16 protein-coding genes, 9 tRNA genes and 1 pseudogene are annotated in these 17,584 nt (G+C 41.8%); all 26 read left to right on the top strand.

Features of this window, described 5'->3' with window-relative positions; genetic code table 11:
• Nucleotides 1-8: 8 nt before the first annotated feature.
• The 26 genes and pseudogenes from BN98_RS02685 (at nucleotide 9) to tgt (ending at nucleotide 17,573) form a co-directional block, all read left to right on the top strand.
• Complete coding sequence (locus BN98_RS02685; protein WP_019189869.1) at nucleotides 9-1,487, top strand: HAD hydrolase family protein; 1,479 nt, start codon at nucleotides 9-11, stop codon at nucleotides 1,485-1,487.
• Entirely contained in the window at nucleotides 1,474-2,223 is a 750-nt protein-coding gene (locus BN98_RS02680) for an alpha/beta hydrolase (protein ID WP_019189870.1), read from the top strand. Before BN98_RS02685 ends, BN98_RS02680 begins: the two co-directional genes overlap by 14 nt.
• A gap of 69 nt (nucleotides 2,224-2,292) precedes the next feature.
• Nucleotides 2,293-4,293, top strand: coding sequence for an ATP-grasp domain-containing protein (locus BN98_RS02675; RefSeq protein ID WP_019189871.1), 2,001 nt, complete (start codon nucleotides 2,293-2,295; stop codon nucleotides 4,291-4,293).
• Nucleotides 4,294-4,319: 26 nt separating this feature from the next.
• A complete protein-coding gene (locus BN98_RS02670) occupies nucleotides 4,320-5,039 on the top strand; it encodes an SDR family NAD(P)-dependent oxidoreductase (RefSeq protein WP_019189872.1) in 720 nt (239 codons plus the stop codon).
• Nucleotides 5,029-5,997, top strand: coding sequence for a radical SAM/SPASM domain-containing protein (locus BN98_RS02665; protein WP_019189873.1), 969 nt, complete (start codon nucleotides 5,029-5,031; stop codon nucleotides 5,995-5,997). The genes BN98_RS02670 and BN98_RS02665 overlap by 11 nt, the downstream gene beginning before the upstream one ends.
• Nucleotides 5,998-6,173: 176 nt before the next feature.
• Nucleotides 6,174-7,346, top strand: a complete 1,173-nt coding sequence (locus tag BN98_RS02660) for a glycosyltransferase family 2 protein (RefSeq protein WP_019189874.1) — start codon at nucleotides 6,174-6,176, stop codon at nucleotides 7,344-7,346.
• A gap of 317 nt (nucleotides 7,347-7,663) precedes the next feature.
• Nucleotides 7,664-8,767: a phosphotransferase family protein gene (locus BN98_RS02655; RefSeq protein WP_019189875.1), complete on the top strand. Its 1,104-nt coding sequence runs from the start codon at nucleotides 7,664-7,666 to the stop codon at nucleotides 8,765-8,767.
• 265 nt (nucleotides 8,768-9,032) lie between these two features.
• Nucleotides 9,033-9,164, top strand: coding sequence for a hypothetical protein (locus tag BN98_RS08650; RefSeq protein WP_019189876.1), 132 nt, complete (start codon nucleotides 9,033-9,035; stop codon nucleotides 9,162-9,164).
• A pseudogene (locus BN98_RS02650) lies at nucleotides 9,160-9,438 on the top strand (vitamin-B12 independent methionine synthase); the annotation flags it as partial. The gene BN98_RS08650 and the pseudogene BN98_RS02650, both read left to right, overlap by 5 nt.
• A 149-nt stretch (nucleotides 9,439-9,587) precedes the next feature.
• Nucleotides 9,588-10,466, top strand: a complete 879-nt coding sequence (locus BN98_RS02645) for a patatin-like phospholipase family protein (protein WP_019189878.1) — start codon at nucleotides 9,588-9,590, stop codon at nucleotides 10,464-10,466.
• Entirely contained in the window at nucleotides 10,463-11,266 is an 804-nt protein-coding gene (locus BN98_RS02640) for a histidine racemase CntK family protein (RefSeq protein ID WP_019189879.1), read from the top strand. The genes BN98_RS02645 and BN98_RS02640 overlap by 4 nt, the downstream gene beginning before the upstream one ends.
• Nucleotides 11,267-11,452: 186 nt before the next feature.
• Nucleotides 11,453-11,525, top strand: a tRNA-Asn gene (locus BN98_RS02635).
• 4 nt (nucleotides 11,526-11,529) lie between these two features.
• Nucleotides 11,530-11,615: transfer RNA gene (locus BN98_RS02630), tRNA-Leu, on the top strand.
• Nucleotides 11,616-11,641: 26 nt separating this feature from the next.
• Nucleotides 11,642-11,715 (top strand) — tRNA-Met (locus BN98_RS02625).
• A 5-nt stretch (nucleotides 11,716-11,720) separates the two neighbouring features.
• Nucleotides 11,721-11,792, top strand: a tRNA-Glu gene (locus tag BN98_RS02620).
• Nucleotides 11,793-11,810: 18 nt separating this feature from the next.
• A tRNA-Asp gene (locus BN98_RS02615) sits at nucleotides 11,811-11,884 on the top strand.
• Nucleotides 11,885-11,895: 11 nt separating this feature from the next.
• Nucleotides 11,896-11,977: transfer RNA gene (locus BN98_RS02610), tRNA-Tyr, on the top strand.
• Nucleotides 11,978-12,067: 90 nt separating this feature from the next.
• Nucleotides 12,068-12,139 (top strand) — tRNA-Gly (locus tag BN98_RS02605).
• Nucleotides 12,140-12,144: 5 nt separating this feature from the next.
• Nucleotides 12,145-12,215 (top strand) — tRNA-Gly (locus BN98_RS02600).
• A 12-nt stretch (nucleotides 12,216-12,227) separates the two neighbouring features.
• Nucleotides 12,228-12,301, top strand: a tRNA-Arg gene (locus BN98_RS02595).
• Nucleotides 12,302-12,420: 119 nt separating this feature from the next.
• Nucleotides 12,421-13,143: a hypothetical protein gene (locus BN98_RS02590; protein ID WP_019189880.1), complete on the top strand. Its 723-nt coding sequence runs from the start codon at nucleotides 12,421-12,423 to the stop codon at nucleotides 13,141-13,143.
• A complete protein-coding gene (gene ruvC, locus BN98_RS02585; protein WP_019189881.1) occupies nucleotides 13,140-13,634 on the top strand; it encodes a crossover junction endodeoxyribonuclease RuvC in 495 nt (164 codons plus the stop codon). The genes BN98_RS02590 and ruvC overlap by 4 nt, the downstream gene beginning before the upstream one ends.
• A 2-nt stretch (nucleotides 13,635-13,636) precedes the next feature.
• Nucleotides 13,637-14,224 carry a Holliday junction branch migration protein RuvA gene (ruvA, locus tag BN98_RS02580; RefSeq protein ID WP_019189882.1) on the top strand — a complete coding sequence of 196 codons (588 nt, stop codon included), beginning with the start codon at nucleotides 13,637-13,639 and terminating at the stop codon, nucleotides 14,222-14,224.
• 15 nt (nucleotides 14,225-14,239) lie between these two features.
• Entirely contained in the window at nucleotides 14,240-15,253 is a 1,014-nt protein-coding gene (gene ruvB / locus BN98_RS02575) for a Holliday junction branch migration DNA helicase RuvB (protein ID WP_019189883.1), read from the top strand.
• Between the two features lie 50 nt (nucleotides 15,254-15,303).
• Nucleotides 15,304-16,473 (top strand): tRNA preQ1(34) S-adenosylmethionine ribosyltransferase-isomerase QueA, encoded by a 1,170-nt coding sequence (queA, locus tag BN98_RS02570; RefSeq protein WP_019189884.1) that lies wholly within the window; start codon nucleotides 15,304-15,306, stop codon nucleotides 16,471-16,473.
• Nucleotides 16,461-17,573 carry a tRNA guanosine(34) transglycosylase Tgt gene (gene tgt / locus BN98_RS02565; RefSeq protein WP_019189885.1) on the top strand — a complete coding sequence of 371 codons (1,113 nt, stop codon included), beginning with the start codon at nucleotides 16,461-16,463 and terminating at the stop codon, nucleotides 17,571-17,573. The genes queA and tgt overlap by 13 nt, the downstream gene beginning before the upstream one ends.
• Nucleotides 17,574-17,584 lie beyond the last annotated feature (11 nt).

The raw sequence follows: 17,584 nt of genomic DNA, 5'->3' as shown, positions 1-17,584 counted from the left end.
AATCTAACATGGGCGGCAGAAAGTTACTAATAAGTGATTTTGATGGATGTATCACAGATAACTTCAACTTGGAAATTGCAATGGCAAATCTTGTGCTATTACATGAGGTTTATGATATAGTTATTTCTTCAGGCCGCGAAATGGGAACAATGAAAAAACTAATGTCATTACCTGGTTTTTGGCAATACGTTGAGGCTGTATCTTTAGCAAATGGAGCAGTGCTGGTCCTCAAAGATGGTCAGAAGTATTATTACCTTAATAAGAAAGAAAAAACGCATATTATTGCTATGATATGCGAACTGCAACTTTTTTGTTTTGGGGCAGAAGTGTATTACTGCACACCAGCCAAAACAGTTTTTATCAATAGCATCGAAAAGGCTGAAAAAATAATAAACTCAAAGATTTTTGAAGTTAAGATAGCTGTTCCCCAAAAAGAGATAGAGCTATTAAACTGGATAACAAACTATTTAGTGGCCAAAAGATTGAACAGCTTCTTTGATTTTATTACAAACCGGGATTTTTACTATATAGAGATAAAAACAGCCGGTGTCAATAAGTATGATTCGATATCGAGGGAGGTCAAACTAGATAAATATGACCAAGTAGTAACACTTGGCGACGGTGTGAATGATATACATTTGTTATGCTTTCGTGCTAATGTGAGATATACAACCAATAGTATGATGAAGGTAAATGGATTAAAATATATTAAAGATTGTAAACAACTTGCTTTGAGTTCGGGCCAAGACAGATCCAGTTTCTTTACAAGAAACAAGGTGATATCATTAAACAATATTGTTGTGAAGTTTTTTGAAACAGAAATTCAATATAAGATTGAAGAACAGGTTTATGATATTTTGAACCCTGAATATCGCCCCAGAATACTTGGGAAATATGAGAGTGATAACGCGATATTATTAGAAAGATGCACTTTACCCAAAAAACGGTCTATTATTGAATTGATTCTGTTGCTGAGAGACTTTCATGAATCAACAAAGAGAAATGGGGAGGTATACGAACTGGGGAGCAAAAAGAAGTATATAAACTGGAAGGAGTATCTACAAGAAAGATTTTCTGAGTGGGAAACCACTGGCAAGATTTATTTTAAGACAGATATATCGAAACAAGTAAATATTCTCAAAAATTATATTGGGAATTTGGAAGCTGAAAAAGTATCCCTAGTCCACAGAGATGTGAGATGGGACAATGTAGGAGAACGACAAGGACGATATGTGTTATTCGATTTTGAATTAGCAATGTGGGGCAATCCCATTTGGGATTATGCGAGATTATTATACGGAGCGGAGAGCGCAGATGAAGAGGAGGCAATTTTTGCACTATCAGGATATAACAGAAAGGAATTACACCTAAATCGATGTTTGTATGCACTTAGTTTCTTGCATTATTTTGATGGTGCAGATTATAAAAATAAATTTGAGATAGAAAAATGTCTAAGAATTGTCGAGGGATTAGATGATGAATTATGAAAATGGTGAATTAATTAAAAAATACGATATAGAAGTGTATGAATCAAATGAAAAGACCAGCCAATATCTCGTGGTCTGTCATGGATTTGGAGACACAAAAATTCGATATGAGGAATACAAGCCTTTATTTGATGATGTAGTTAGAACACACTCAATTGTTACATTTACATTTTCGCATTGTGAGAAAAAGATTTTTGATGTCAATAGCATTTTGGAATGGCGTGATGACTTAACGGAAATAATTACATGGATTAAAAGTTTTGATGATCAAGCTAAGATAAGTTTATTTGGGATATCACTAGGAGCATGGGTGGCAGCACTATACTGCAATATAGATGATACTATTGATAAATGCATTTTTATCGGACCGGTATTTACATTACATATGGGGATGAAAGCAAATGGTGGCGTAGCTTTATTATACTTGCAAAAGGGAAAGAAAAAATTAAATGACATATGTGTTAATAAGAAATTCCTCGAATCAATGATTAAGAACCAACCCATTAACCTATTCATAAAAGGATTATATAGAACAGAGACTTTTATATTTGTTGGTGAATTAGATAATATTTATCGTAAAGCTGATGCAGCTATGGCGGAGGCAATATTGAGAGGTAAGGGGGTTGTCTGCGAGAGCTTTGTGGTCCCTGGCGGACGCCACTTTAATAATAATGACGATGCAATAGTTTTTCTAACACTAGAAATGAAGAGAATTTTTTCCCATAGGGATTGTTAGCACCGCGAGATTACTGCCCCGCGCTAACATGGAAAAACCAAATAAAATGGAAATGAGGGAAAAGGATTAATGAACGTAAAACTAATAGTTGAAAAGAATTATGTAGATATTCATGCTAGTGAAGAGATAATTGGGTTTATTAGGGAATATTTTGACCCTTATTACAGTGTGCAATGTGGATGTTTTGAGATTGAAAATAGTCAAATGATCAAAACAATAATTGTCACGGAAGGAAATCTTTTCGAGTCAGAAAGAAGAATTTTCCAAAGTAGCTCTGGAGAGGAAATATGGATCCATTATGATCAGAAGGCATACGTATATAGGGTTGGTCAAAAAGTTTGGATAGTTTATGACAAAATTGGGCATATTTTATCGATTGAAGGCGATATTATACACATCTATTTAGAAAAAAACGACGAGCATCGAAATTATATTCCGATGAGAATTATTAGGGACATACTATATTGCTACCTCATAGAGAATCAGTTTGTAGAACTACATGCTGCAAGCATAGCGGTAGAAGACACAGGTGTCTTAATTGTCGGGGATAAAGGGGCAGGCAAAACAACATTATTGTTACAGTTACTAAGAAACAAAAAGGTTCGCTATATGTCAAACGATAAAACCTTTTTAAACTGTAACACCGGAGATATAATTGGCTATCCAATTTCAGCGAATATTTGTAAAGATATTGTAAATTACGTACCTGAAATGATGGAATTATTTTATTCTAATGAGCGCAAGAATCATTATCAACATCATGAGTGGAGTGAGTATATAAAAAAAGAAAAGCGAACATTTTCGATAAAAGATATTCAAGAAGTGATGAACTTTTCAGTAAAAGCAAAAGCAGCGTGCAATTTGATCCTAATGCCTATAAATAAGGAAGGAAACTTTGAGGAAAGCTCAATTGACTGGCAGGCTATCAATACTCATATTCGGGTAAGTAGGTTTAGTGATTGGCTATCATTAATAGCAGGCAAGCAATTCAAACCATGCACGTTTCAGTATAATAAACTAAAAAACTGGCGATGCATAAAGGTTTATCGTAATTGCAATGTTGAAGAGCTATTGGCATTTATTGAGCAAAAAGTAATCTCTAATAAGCCGAATGTGTTATTCCTCAATCCAACAAGACGGATTGAGTTGATTAACGAGTTCAAAAGCTTGTGTAATATCCATATTGCTTGCTACGATAATTTAGATCCATGTATGGTTGTATTTAAGAGTTATAAGTCAAGAGTCATTCAGAGCAAAATAGATGTCAAGGAAGTATTGTCCTTATGCAAGGAGTGGAATATTGATTTGCTAATACCTTGGCTTGAAAATGATATGCTTATATTAGTTGATAACTGGAAGTCGTTTGAACAGGAAGGAATAAAATTAGCTTGTGGAATGAGTGAGGGAACAAAAAAAGCATTTAGCAAGAGGGCGGTTTGTGAAGAATTAAAGTGCAAAAAAATAACAGGAATAGCAAAATATTACCAACGAGATGACGTTTTTAGGTATCCAGTGATATTAAAACCGGATTTTGGATCTGGAAGTTTTGGCGTTAAAGTAGTGCAAGATGATAAGCAGTTAGAGGCTTATTATGAGCCAGATAAGCTAATCATGAAATTTTTAACCGGCGACGAATATACAGTCGACGCTTTTTGCTGTAATGGGGTGGCAATAGTTTGTTTGCCACGAAAACGAATTAAGCATAGAGCTGGAGAATGCTTAATTTCTGCTCTTGAAAAGCGTGATGAATTGATAAAAAGGACCAGGAGAATCTGTGAGGTATTAGAGTTAGAAGGACCAATAAATATACAATACATATTTGATGAAGATGAAAACGAGTTTGTTTGCACGGATATCAATCCAAGGTTCGGCGGTGGCGTGATTCTAAGCATTTATGCTGGGGTTAATTTTCCGAAGCTCTGCATTGATTATTTCCTACATAATACAGTGGATATGCATGATTATGAAAGAATTAATTGGGGGGTAATCTCAACAAGGTGGTTAAAAACAGAGTTCACAAAAGTTGAAACCGTTCGAAATATTAGAAATACTGATTACATGCTATTATGAGCCTATAATTAGGAGGGACAAAAACAATGCATACTGAGAAAAAAATAGAGGGCGATATAAGATTCGATCCTGTTTTTGTGGTGCTTGGAGGAAGCGGGACGTTGGGTAGAGAGCTAATATCCTATCTAAAGAAGCTATATGCTACAAGCGTCATAGTTTCGACCTACAGTAACACCAACCAACTTGGAGAAGTTGGTGCCGATTATAAATTGTGTGTTGATTTTTCTAAAAAGGAGTCAGTAATCAGTTTAGCAGAGAAAGTTATAACGATTGTCGGTAATAAAAAGGATGTATGTGTGATTGATGCAATAGGTATTTATTTTAAAGAAAACTTTTCAAACATTTCAATTGATCGCTTTGAAAGGGTAAATGCAATTCATTGCGTTAATTTTTGCTTGTTCCTTTCTCAACTGTTAAAAGCTGAGACGATGGAAAGATTCGCCTGTATATATATTTCATCAAATCTCACTGTACGATGTAATCGTGGGACATATTCATATATTGCTAGCAAGATTGCTGCGGAATCTATCATAAGGCAACTCGGATATGAATATCAGGGTGTTAAGGGGTACCGTTTTAATATAATTGCACCTGGTTACTTCGGGGATATGAATCCAAACAAGAGGGAAATAAAGAATAGGAACGTATTGATAGACATTTGTAGGGCTATAGTTTTTTTGTATGAAACCGATATGATTAATGGTTCCAAAATTGTTATTGATGGGGGAGAAACAATTGGTTATTGAGTTAGCATTTCCGCGGTATATTGAAATTCAAACAAAGTCAACTTGCAATGCTTATTGCACAATATGCCCATATAATAAAGTCTCAACAATGAAAGGAATCGGTGGATATCACGAACTATCAATTGATAGAATTAAAAGCATAATAGATGAAGCTGCTATGCATAGAGGTGATATAGAAAGAATTATACCATACCTAAATAACGAGCCTTTTCTTGATGAAAGAATGGTAGAAATTTTAAAATATATAAAAAAGAGAAATTTACCGGTAGAATTGTCGACGAATGCTTCACGCTTGAATGAAGATATTTCTCGAGTGATCGTTGACGAAAAGCTGGTTGATGATTTAAGAATCAGTTTTTTTTCTGCCTTTGAACATCAGTATAAAAAATTGATGCCAGGACTAGATTATTATAACACATTAGGAAATATTCATGCATTTATAAATTATAATAAAAAAAGAGGTAACGCTATCCCGGTGCAGATAATACAAGTTATGTATGATGGAATGGACTTGGATGCAGAAAGAATAAAAACCAATCAATTGTTTAACGGCACTAAAATACATTATTTTGGATATCTAGATCGTGCAGGAAATATGAGCGTAAAAAATAATCTGAGGTTGGATGATAATTCAAATATAAAATTGGCGGGATGCAAATTAAAGAGACTTGAGGAACGCATTTCTATTGTAGCAAACGGAAATGTTGTTCTGTGTTCACAAGATTGGACGCAAAGAGAAGTACTTGGAAATGTCCATGTAAGCAGCGTAGAAGAAATTTTTCAAGGGGAACAGAGGAAAGAAAGATTAGAGAGGTTATATGGACAGACGAATAACATGGCAGGCTTTTTGTGCAAAAGATGCAAATTATTGTGCATTTCATATGGAGGGAGAAATCCGATACAAAACTTTAAAGGAGACTTTTTTATGGATCCTGAAGATAACAAAATCTTACTATAAATTAACATAGAGAGCGTACAAAGCAGCTTCTTTGCTCGAGCTAATGGCTATATATTAAAGAGGTGATTTTAATTTTTTTTGTCTATATTTTAACGTGCACATGTTTAGCAATCGGCATTGTGCTAGGTTTTAAGCGGATTAACTGCAGCATGGTTCCAATGAGCAGCCACAGGGAGATGGAAAAGCAGAATAACACGGGGGAAAAACAACGGTATGGAAAAGTAGCAATTATTATCCCAGTTTATGAAGAAGTAAATGTAATTGAAAAATCAGTACAAAATTTTAGCGGGTTTGCAAAGAATGGAATTAACATTTATTATGTTACTACTGAGAAGGAACACGGGAAGCATACAACGAAAAATGTCTTGCGAGAGATCATCAAACGGAAAAAGTTCGAACAGAATATACACATAATCGAGTACCCATATAATACCGGGGTGATGGCACATCAACTCAATTATGCGATAGAACAATTTGAACCCAATACAATTTGCTTTGTATATAATGTTGATTCAGTTATTGATATTAGAACAATTGATTATGTAATCGACAACATTGAGGTGTTAGATAACGGAGTATTCCAACAGTATTCATACTCGGAACGAACTTCTGACAGCAGAATAATTAATAGTGCTATTCTTTGGCAGAATAGGTGGATGTTTGCTTTTGAACTTCCTAAAACAATAAGATCAAAAGGAACTGTTAAACTATTGAATTTTAATTATGTGATAGGTCATGGTTTGGTTTTTTCAAGGGAAATGTATGATAATTTTGAAGGGTTTTCGGAATCGGACATTAATGAGGATAATGTGCTGGGATATGTCTTGAGCATAAAAAATATACCTGTTTATCATATCCCATATTTGGAGAAGGTTGATTTTGCATATAGTACGCCAGTCTATTTGTTACAGCAGGAAACATGGTTTAACGGCCCGTTATATGCATATAAATACTTTACAGATTTGTGCAAAAAGTTAGAGAACAATAAAATAAAATGGAGAGCATTTATTACGGCATCTTTAAACTTTCGAGCTGCGATAAATTGGTTGCCATTTCCTATCACATGCATTATTCTGTTAATCTGGACAGGACTTACTAGTAGATACGGCATGTTTCTTCTCCTGCTCGCTCTAATTGAGGTTTATGTTAGAGCTATAAATGAGGTGAGTGAACTGTGCATTAAAAAGATAACAGGCAAGCAATTTAAAAGTAGAAACATTATTAGTTGTCAATGTTTGTTTTGGATGTTTGTTCACACAATAGGTCCGATTAGGACGTTGTGGAAGATTATAGCCGGGAAAAATAATCAAGAAAACAAGAAAAAACCCCAAAAAAGTAAGATGTTTTAATCACAGTGCTAATAATATATTTCGATATATTTGAACGAATGGAAGAATTTTCGTTCAATGCTTGAGCGTAGCTTTCAAAGAAGATGTGTTCAGTGCTGTTATAACGCAGCTTAGTATCACAAGTTGTTTTTATTCTGCTTAGTTGTCGTATGATTCGATGACTTGGGAGGTAGAGCAGAATGGGTACGATTTTAGCAATCCCTATGCCCCTTACAGATGATGCAAATGGATGATACTTTTTCGGAACTTCCAATATAGTGAGTTCTGTGATATACTTGCTCTAATTAGGAACATTATACCGTTTGTTCAGTTGTAGGGTGACGATTGCAAATATACGTCAGAAGGCAAAAAAGATTGACGTATCTCAACGTCCATATCGCAAAGAATTGACGGTCAACGACGGCATTCCGCAAGAAGTCACAGTCCATAATGGTGAACCTACCATGATCGATTTGCCTGAGCTATTAAAAAGTGCCAGAATAATTGAGGTATACAAAATGGAACTGAAAAGGATATCGATAATTAACAAGTACAATATAAGTTCGATTGACAAAATATCATATGGCTGGTCGAAGGATGAAAAATATCGTTTGATGGACTGCAAAGGGACTCAATATCTCCTTCGGTTGAGCGAAAAAAAATATATGGATGAAAAATTGAGGGAAAGTAGAATTGTCCGTAAAATTAATGGACTGGATTTTTCTATGTCGCGTTTAGTTGAGACGGGATACAGCCCTGAATTGGACAAAGTGTATATGCTTTTTTCGTGGCTCGATGGGCAGATAATGAACAAATGTATTAATCTATTTGATGAAAATCATCAATTTAGATTGGGTGTTCGAGCAGGTATCATACTTAGTGCCATACATCAAATCCCAATTGATCCGCAGGATTTACCAAAAAAGAATGTTGTTGAGAAAAAAAAGGCGCAGATGGAGGAGTATATTTCTTGTGCGCACCGAGTAGAAAACGACTCACATGTTATAAAATATGTGATGGATAATTTACACTTACTTGAGAATAGTAAAGCTGTTTATAAACACGGAGACTTTCACCTTGGAAATCTAATTCTTTTGAAGAGCGAGGATGATGTAGGAGTTATAGATTTTGATCGCGTGGGATGCGGAGAAGGGTATAGCGAGTTCTACAAAATGCAGGCATTTGAAGTTGAAATCAGTATTCCATATTCAATTGGAAAAGTATATGGATATTTCAATGGCGATCCGCCGGAGTTGTTCTGGAAAATATTGAAACTTTCTGTACTTCTTTCATCATTATATTCAATAAAGTGGGCCGAAGAGTACGGAAATCGTGAAATACAAGGAATGGTAAAAAGATATGAGATGGCATCCAATGACTATGATGGTTTTCAAAGCCAGATTCCTAAATGGTATTCCGACAATTGTCGACGCTTTTTTTAGAATGCCCCTCATTCTATGTGTCATGAATATGCTATAAATCAGCGTTGGTGGATGGAAATCCAATTTTTAAAAGCAATTAATTTGAATGTTGCATTAACTACATATTTGATTATATGGATGCTGATTTGTGAGCTTTTAAATAGAAATGACGGGTCCATGATGATTGTACAAGAGATGTGGGACTGCTGTTTCTTTAACAATGTATCAACGGAAGTCTTAATAATGGCCAGTAGAAACTTTGCGTTGATTATAATGGGAGCTACAAATGGATATAAAAGCGAAACTTCGCCCCTTTTATGTGGCCAAGATGCTCTACGAACAGACTGATGAGGACCATTATCTGACGATAGCGCAGATTATGGAGCAACTTGAAAGGGGCTATGGTATTATACGATGATGCACGCTCCGGAAGCTTTGCACCACTTGCCAAACTTACCGGAGAAAAGAAAGTCGTTTTGGGCCTTATTACGACGAAAAATCCGCAGCTGGAGGACAAGGACGAAGTCATCCGCCGTATTCGCGAAGCAGAGAATTTTGTTCCGTTGGAACGCCTGTATCTGAGCCCGCAGTGCGGCTTTGCCTCCTGCGAAATCGGCAATAAGCTGACCGAAGAAGAGCAATGGGCAAAACTGAAATTGGTGAAAGACATTGCGAAAGAGGTATGGGGCTGATTCGTTTTCACGATAAGGCGAAAGATCATCCTTCTGTCATCTCTTAGAGAACGCAAAAAGCGCTGCCCGTGCAGCGCTTTTTTTGTGTTGTACAACAGATGTCGTTCCGTGCTATGCTGATAGTAGCTTTCGAACAGAAAGAAGGAGACATGGGAAAGAATAAAATCGGCATTATTGATGTCGGCGGCGGCATGCGCGATATATATGGCGCAGGCGTTTTGGATTATTGTATGGAAGAAAATATTACTTTTGATTTGGGCATCGGCGTATCTGCCGGAAGCGCTAATTTGGCGTCCTTTATTGCCCGGCAAAAGCATCGGAATCTGCAATTTTATACGGAATACTCCTTTCGTAAAAAGTATGTCAGTTTGTGGAATTTTCTGCGCCATCGGAATATGGTCGATTTGGATTATGTTTATAGCACCTTAAGCAATGCAGATGGCGAAAACCCATTGGATTATCCGACACTGCGTGATAATCCGATGGATTTTATCGTAGTCGCTACCGAGGCAGAAACGGGGCGGGCTCACTACTTTGATAAAAGAGCCATTTCACAGGATCGATATGATATTTTCAAAGCTTCCTCAGCCATCCCCTTTTTTTGTCGCCCCTATCCGATTGACGGCACGCTCTACTATGACGGTGCATTATCGGATCCGGTACCTGTCGAACGTGCTTTGGCAGAAGGATGCGATAAGGTGATTTTGATTTTAACCTTGCCGGAATCCACCGTGCGCACGCCCGAACGAGATCAGAAAGCAGTTGACCATATCAAAGAAGAATTCCCGAACGCTGCCAAAGCATTTTCACTTCGCTATGCGCGCTATAATGCCAGTGTCGATAAGGTGAAGGCACTCCGGGAGGAGGGCAGAGCCCTTATTCTTTCGCCGGATGACACCTGCGGCATTGATACACTGAAGAGGGATAAAGAAGGCATGCGAAAATTGTATGAAAAAGGCCTCAAGGATGCGGAGAAAATTGCTGTATTTTTGGGGCAAGAGGCAAACCAAGGGGAGCAAATAGGATGAAAAACAGAATCCTTTATCAGCGCGTCAATCCAGCCGGCAACATTACCGCTTTTATTCACACATCTGTACCGAAGGACCGATGGGTAGCGGTGGGGCGTGCCTTGATGGCACAGGCGGATCCGTCCATTGAACAGGTTGCTTTCTTATCAATGGACGATACAGGTTCTCCCGTTCGTATGGACATGATGGGAGGGGAATTCTGCGGCAATGCCACGCGCTCCTTTGCCCTGTTAAAAGCGCTTCAAAAAGACATACACGGCAAAAGCGTGGAAGTTGTGTCCGTAAGCGGCGCCGCGAAGCCCTTGTCGGTTGAGGTAGACACCATACAGAACACTGCTTCGGTGACGCTTCCCGATCCGAAGGCGATTGCTCTACTTTCTTTCGCAGAAAAGGATTATCCTGTCGTGCAAATGGAAGGGATTAATCATCTGCTACTTCAAAATGTCGCAGAAGATAGAAATTTGGTGCCGATTCTCATCAATGTACTGCTTCAGCGTTATCCGGCACCTGCTTTAGGAGTTTTGTTTCTGAACGAAAAAGAGCCATCCTTGGTGCCATATGTGTATGTGACGGAGGCACAAACTCTGTATCGTGAGGGATCCTGTGGCTCCGGCAGCTTTGCGGTGGCCTATCTCTATGCGAAAAAATGGCATCTCGATCAAGATACGATTCTCCTGCATCAACCGGCGGGAATAATCGAACTTTCTGCTACAAGGGAAGGAGAGCATGTGCATGCCGCTATCGGCGGCCCGATAGACTTGGGCAATGTACAGGAAGCCGAGCTGGACCTTACGTGTTGAAAGCAATAACGATTGAAAAACCGTATATCTTTCGGATAGGCTAAGAACGAGATAACAAAAAAATATGAAAACCCCTTGCAAACAGAATGCAAGGTTGCTATAATGTACAAGTCGCTGATATTAAGAGCGTGTTAAATGTTCGTATGGCGATTCAATCTAAGTAGCGGCGGTGATTTTCACTGCTATGCCTTGTTAGCTCAGCTGGTAGAGCGCGCGGCTGTTAACCGCGTTGTCGTAGGTTCGAGTCCTACACAAGGCGTTTTGCCGGGGTGGCGGAATTGGCAGACGCAAGGGACTTAAAATCCCTCGATCCTTACCGATCGTACCGGTTCGATTCCGGTCCTCGGCATTTCCGGAAACGACTTTCGGCAGCTTGGCGGAGTAGCTCAGCTGGCTAGAGCACTCGGTTCATACCCGAGGTGTCATGGGTTCAAGTCCCTTCTCCGCTACTTTTGGCCCTATGGTCAAGCGGTTAAGACATCGCCCTCTCACGGCGGTATCCCCGGTTCGAATCCGGGTAGGGTCAATTTCATGTTTGGTGTGCGGCCCGGTAGTTCAGATGGTTAGAATGCCAGCCTGTCACGCTGGAGGTCGTGGGTTCGAAGCCCATCCGGGTCGTTTTTTAATACGGGCGAGTACCCAAGTGGCTAAAGGGGACGGACTGTAAATCCGTTAGCTATGCTTTCAGTGGTTCGAATCCGCTCTCGCCCATTTAACCAAACATGACCGAATTTTTCGGTTGACAGTTTGGTCTCGAATATGATAAAATATTCGAGTCATTAAAAATCACGAAAGTGATTTGCGGCAGTGGCTCAGGGGTAGAGCATCGCCTTGCCAAGGCGAGGGTCGCGAGTTCGAATCTCGTCTGCCGCTTCCCTGCGGGTGTAGCTCAGTGGTAGAGCTCCAGCCTTCCAAGCTGGCTACGAGGGTTCGATTCCCTTCACCCGCTCTTCGAAGATGTGTGCCATTAGCTCAGCTGGATAGAGCGTCTGGCTACGGACCAGAAGGCCTGGGGTTCGAATCCTCAATGGCACGCTATTAAACCGCTTGAAGAATTTCAAGCGGTTTTTTCTTTGCTTTTTTTCGAGAGAAAAGGCATGCGAATGAAAAAAATAGTGTATACTTAATGGACAGATCGGAAGGGGGAATGCGACATGAATGATCGACTGCTGCAAGTCGAAGAGGGTCTTGAAAATCGTTTTTTATATCAGAATGATCCGGATTCCATGCACATTCTTCTGTCCATGATCGATCATCGCAAGAAGTTGTCCAATATACAGCCCGGCTACCGCCTTATGAAGCATATGATGAAATCCTTAAAGCGCTCTTTGCGTTATCGTAAGGACCGAGATTTCATTGTGGCGGCCATTAAGAAACTTATCAATGACGAAGTGAATCGTTTTGAATTGGCTATTTTTTTGAAGGGCTATGTGGCCGGTGGCCAGTCCTCTTATTTTGTGGATCGACTGGAACGTCTGGCGTTACAGGAATACGATCCGGAGCAACTGGCGCAGTTGCCTACACTTTTTCATAATCAAAAGCAGGGGAAGGTGATGGGGCTGCAGTCCATGGTGTTTTATCATATTAAAACGTCTACAAAGGGTAATCAGGAAGTAAGACAATATTCCAATTTGTATTGCCGTAAGGTACTGCGCAAGAAAGTTTTTCAGTTGAACGGCTCATTGGATTCCCAGATTGTGTTGGACTTTGAACACCTTTCGCAGCTGAAGGTGGAAGAAGGAAATCTGGACTTAAGAGAACTCAATATGATCTATGGAAAGATCAATCATTTTCTCTATAACAACATTGCGAAGGTATATCGGTATGCATTCTGGAGCGGCATGAATGATGCGGTTTTAGAAAGGTATGCGCGATGAGAATCTTTGGCATTGACCCGGGACTTGCTCGCATGGGCTACGGCGTCATTGACTTTGATGGTAACAGCCTACGCCTTGTTACCTATGGATGCATTGAAACGCCGGCGCACAGTCCGATGCCGACAAGACTGATACAAATTGATACGCAATTGAATCAGCTGCTCAAAGAAACCGCACCGGATGAGGCGTCCTTTGAGGAGCTTTTTTTCTATCAAAATAAGACGACGGGCATTTCCGTCGCACAGGCGAGAGGAGTCGAAGTCACAGCGGTGGAGCGTCTGGCAATTCCGCTTTATGAATATACGCCGGGACAGATCAAACAAGCGATCACCGGATACGGTCGTGCGACAAAAATTCAAATGCAAAATGCCGTGAAGATGTTGCTGCGCATGCAGGAAGTCCCAAAGCCCGATGATGCAGCGGACGGTCTGGCAGCGGCTATTACGCATGCTTTCGGGCAACGTTTTAAGGAACAACAACGAATGAGGTAGCCATGTATGCTTATATCATCGGTCAGGTGACCGCAATGGAAGCCGAAAAGATTATCCTGGAAAACAATGGAATCGGTTATGAATTGGCGACATCCCTAAAAGCGATGTCGCGTTTTCAGGTGGGCGAAGAAGTCAAAGTGTATACACGCTATATCGTCCGCGATGATGGCGTTTTTTTGTTTGGCTTCTATGATGAGCAGGAGCGGGATATGTTTGACCGTTTGACTAAAGTTTCCGCTGTCGGGCCGAAAGTAGCCCTTTCGATTCTTTCCTCAGTGAGCGTGGAAGGCATTGTGCGAGCCGTGCAGACGCAGGATTTGGCTACCCTAACGAAAGCACCGGGGGTTGGGAAGAAAACCGCCGGACGCATTCTGTTGGAGCTGATGGATCAGGTTAAGGATTGGGCAATCGAGGGAGCGGTTCTTCCTCAGGAGGAGACGTTACCTACGCAAGAGGAGTTTGATGTCGCTCTGCAGGGACTTTTAAATCTTGGCTATCAGCGCAGTGAAGCTATGCGCGCACTCAAAGGATTGGATCCGTCTCTGCCATTGTCAACCTTAATGCGAGCAGCATTACAACGTTTGAGCTAAGGAAAGGAGGTAACATTGGAACAGGAACGAATTGTGGCAACACAAGCCGATGAGGAAGATACCTGTCACGAAGGAAACCTCCGTCCTCGCTGGTTGAAAGATTATATCGGACAGGAAAAAACAAAAGAGAAGCTGCAAATTTTTATGAACGCCGCCAAAGCGCGTGGCGAAGCACTGGATCATGTTTTGCTTTCGGGACCTCCGGGTCTTGGAAAAACCACGCTTGCCGGTATTATTGCCAATGAAATGGGCGCTCGTTTGAAAATCACCTCGGGTCCTGCCATCGAAAGGCAGGGCGATCTGGCCAGTATTCTGACAAATCTGCACCGCGGCGATGTGCTCTTCATTGATGAAATCCATCGCATCAATCGCAATATCGAAGAAGTTCTCTACTCTTCCATGGAGGATTTTGCTTTAGATATCATGGTGGGGAAGGGAACTACGGCGCAAAGCTTGCGTCTGGACTTGGAACCCTTTACTTTAATCGGTGCAACAACGCGCAGCGGCATGCTTTCTTCGCCATTGCGAGACCGCTTTGGAGTGCTTATCACGTTTGAAATGTATCAGCCGGAAGAACTCGCCCGCGTGGTTTCACGTTCGGCGGAAATTCTTGACATTCAAATGGATGCTGCTTCAGGCATGGAAATCGGACGTCGCTCGCGCGGAACACCGCGTGTTGCCAATCGTCTGCTACGTCGTATACGTGACGTGGCACAGGTATGCGGAGACGGCTCTATCACGCGGGACATTACGCGCGAAGCACTGGCCATGCTGGAAGTGGATGAACTCGGTCTCGATCGCGATGACCGTCGCTTTTTGCATATTATTGCCGAACTTTTCGACGGAGGACCGGTGGGTATTGATACCGTTGCAGCCTCCATGGGAGAAGAAAGCCGGACCGTGGAAGATGTGATTGAACCGTTTTTAATGCAAATCGGCTTTTTAACACGGACCCCGCGCGGCCGTGTCTTAACCCCGGGCGCCTATGATTACCTCGGGCTACCGGTGCCCAAAAATACCCTGCTGTGAACGGCTTTTTCGGCAGGAAGAAAGATGGAACAGGAAGGACAAGAAGCTAAATGAAAACATCGGATTTTAGCTATGTATTGGATCGTCAACTGATTGCGCAGCATCCTACCAAAAAAAGAGAGGATTGCCGCCTGATGATATTGGATCGCGATAACGGGAACATGACGCACGATCATTTTTCGCATCTGTTGGATTATCTGGAACCCGGCGATGCCTTGATCATGAACGATACGAAAGTGATCCCCGCACGTTTGTACGGCCATCGGGAGGGCAAAGACGAACAGATTGAAGTTCTGTTATTGCGTCGCGTTGAGGGCGATCTTTGGGAATGCCTCGTGAAGCCGGGGAAAAAGATGAAGGTGGAGACCGAGATTCTTTTCGGCGATGCCACGGAGCCTCGACTTATGACGGGCAAAGTGCAGTCCATTTTGGAGGAGGGACAGCGCCTGATTCAATTTCATTATGAAGGTGTATGGGAAGAAATATTGGATCGTATCGGTTCCATGCCTACGCCGCCCTATATCACGGAGAAGCTGAAGAATAAGGACGACTATCAAACCGTTTATGCCCGTGTGGATGGCTCAGCCGCAGCACCAACGGCAGGCCTGCATTTTTCAAAAGCGATGCTGGAGGATTTGAAAGCCCATGGCATTCGATTGGGCTATTTGACCTTGCACGTGGGTCTCGGTACTTTCCGCCCTGTCTCCGAAGACAATATTGAAGAGCATGATATGCATTCGGAATTCTATGTCTTTCCCAAGGAGACGGCGGATCTGATTAAAGAGACCAAAAAAGCCGGACATCGTGTGATAGCGGTCGGCACGACTTCCACACGAACCTTGGAGAGCGTTGCCCAAAAATGCGGCAGTCTGCAAGCGGATTCCGGCTGGACGAATATATTCATCTATCCTGGTTATGCGTATAAGGCCATTGATGGTATTATTACGAATTTCCATCTGCCGGAGTCTACGCTGATTATGATGATTTCTGCCTTAGTGGGCAGGGAACGCATTTTGCATGCCTATGAAGTAGCCAATGCTTTGCGATATCGCTTCTTTAGCTTTGGGGATGCCATGTTAATTCTTTCCCGTAGGGATACTGCGCCCGCCAATGCCGAGCGAGGCATTGCGGTGCATCCGGAAGAGTTTCAAGCGGAAAGTGAACACGACGGGCCGGACGCTTCGGATCCGATCTTTGAGGAGGCGCCATGCCGGCCGTAACGTATGAACTCGTCCATCAATCCAAGGACTGCGGCGCTCGTGCCGGTATATTGCATACGCCTCATGGCGATATTTTGACACCGGTTTTCATGCCGGTGGGCACACAAGCTACGGTGAAGGCTATGTCAACGCCGGAGCTGAAGGAAATGGGCGCTCAAATTATTTTAGCGAACACCTATCATCTGTTTTTGCGTCCGGGTCCGGAGATTGTAAAAAAAGCGGGCGGTCTGCATGACTTCATGAATTGGGATCGTCCGATGCTTACGGATTCCGGCGGCTACCAGGTGTTCAGTTTTGCGGATCGCAAGTCCATTACGGAGGATGGCGTGACCTTTCAGTCGCATCTGGATGGATCGCCGCGTTTTCTTTCACCCGAGGTCTCCATCGGCGTCCAAGAGGCACTGGGGGCGGATATCATGATGGCCTTTGATGAATGCGTTCCGTTTGAGGCGGATTATAACTACACGGAAAACTCCATGCATCGTACGTTACGATGGCTGGATCGCTGTATAGAGGCGAAAACGCGTGACGATCGGGCTCTTTTCGGCATTGTGCAAGGCGGCTTTGAAGAAGATTTACGTCGTCTTTCCGCGAAAGAAACCATTGCCAGAGATTGTGATGGTTTTGCGATTGGCGGCATCAGTGTCGGGGAACCGCATGAAGAGTTTTTGCGCATCCTCAATTACACGACACCGTTATTGCCGGCAGACAAACCGCGCTATAACATGGGCATCGGAACGCCGGATTATCTCTTTGATTCAGTGGAAGCGGGGATTGATATGTGCGATTGTGTTTTACCGACGCGTGTTGCACGGAACGGACAGGCCTTAACCCATGACGGCAAACGAAATATGCGCAATGCGAAATTCAAAGAGGATTTTAGCGCTCTCGATTCGGATTGCGACTGTCCTACCTGCACGCAGTATTCTCGTGCGTATCTGCGTCATCTGGTGACGGCGGGCGAAATACTCGCATCGCGCCTTTTGAGCTTTCACAATCTGTATTTTCTCATTCATATGATGCAGGAAATGCGTGAAGCGATTCTGGCTGATGCCTTCCTTGACTTTAAGAAAGAATTTTTGGGACGCTATCTTGCTTGATAAAGCCCGTC

Origin of the sequence: Levyella massiliensis, assembly GCF_000308275.2 — a bacterium.
GTDB lineage: Bacteria > Bacillota > Clostridia > Tissierellales > Peptoniphilaceae > Murdochiella > Murdochiella massiliensis_A.
This window is presented reverse-complemented; position numbering and strand designations above follow the sequence as displayed.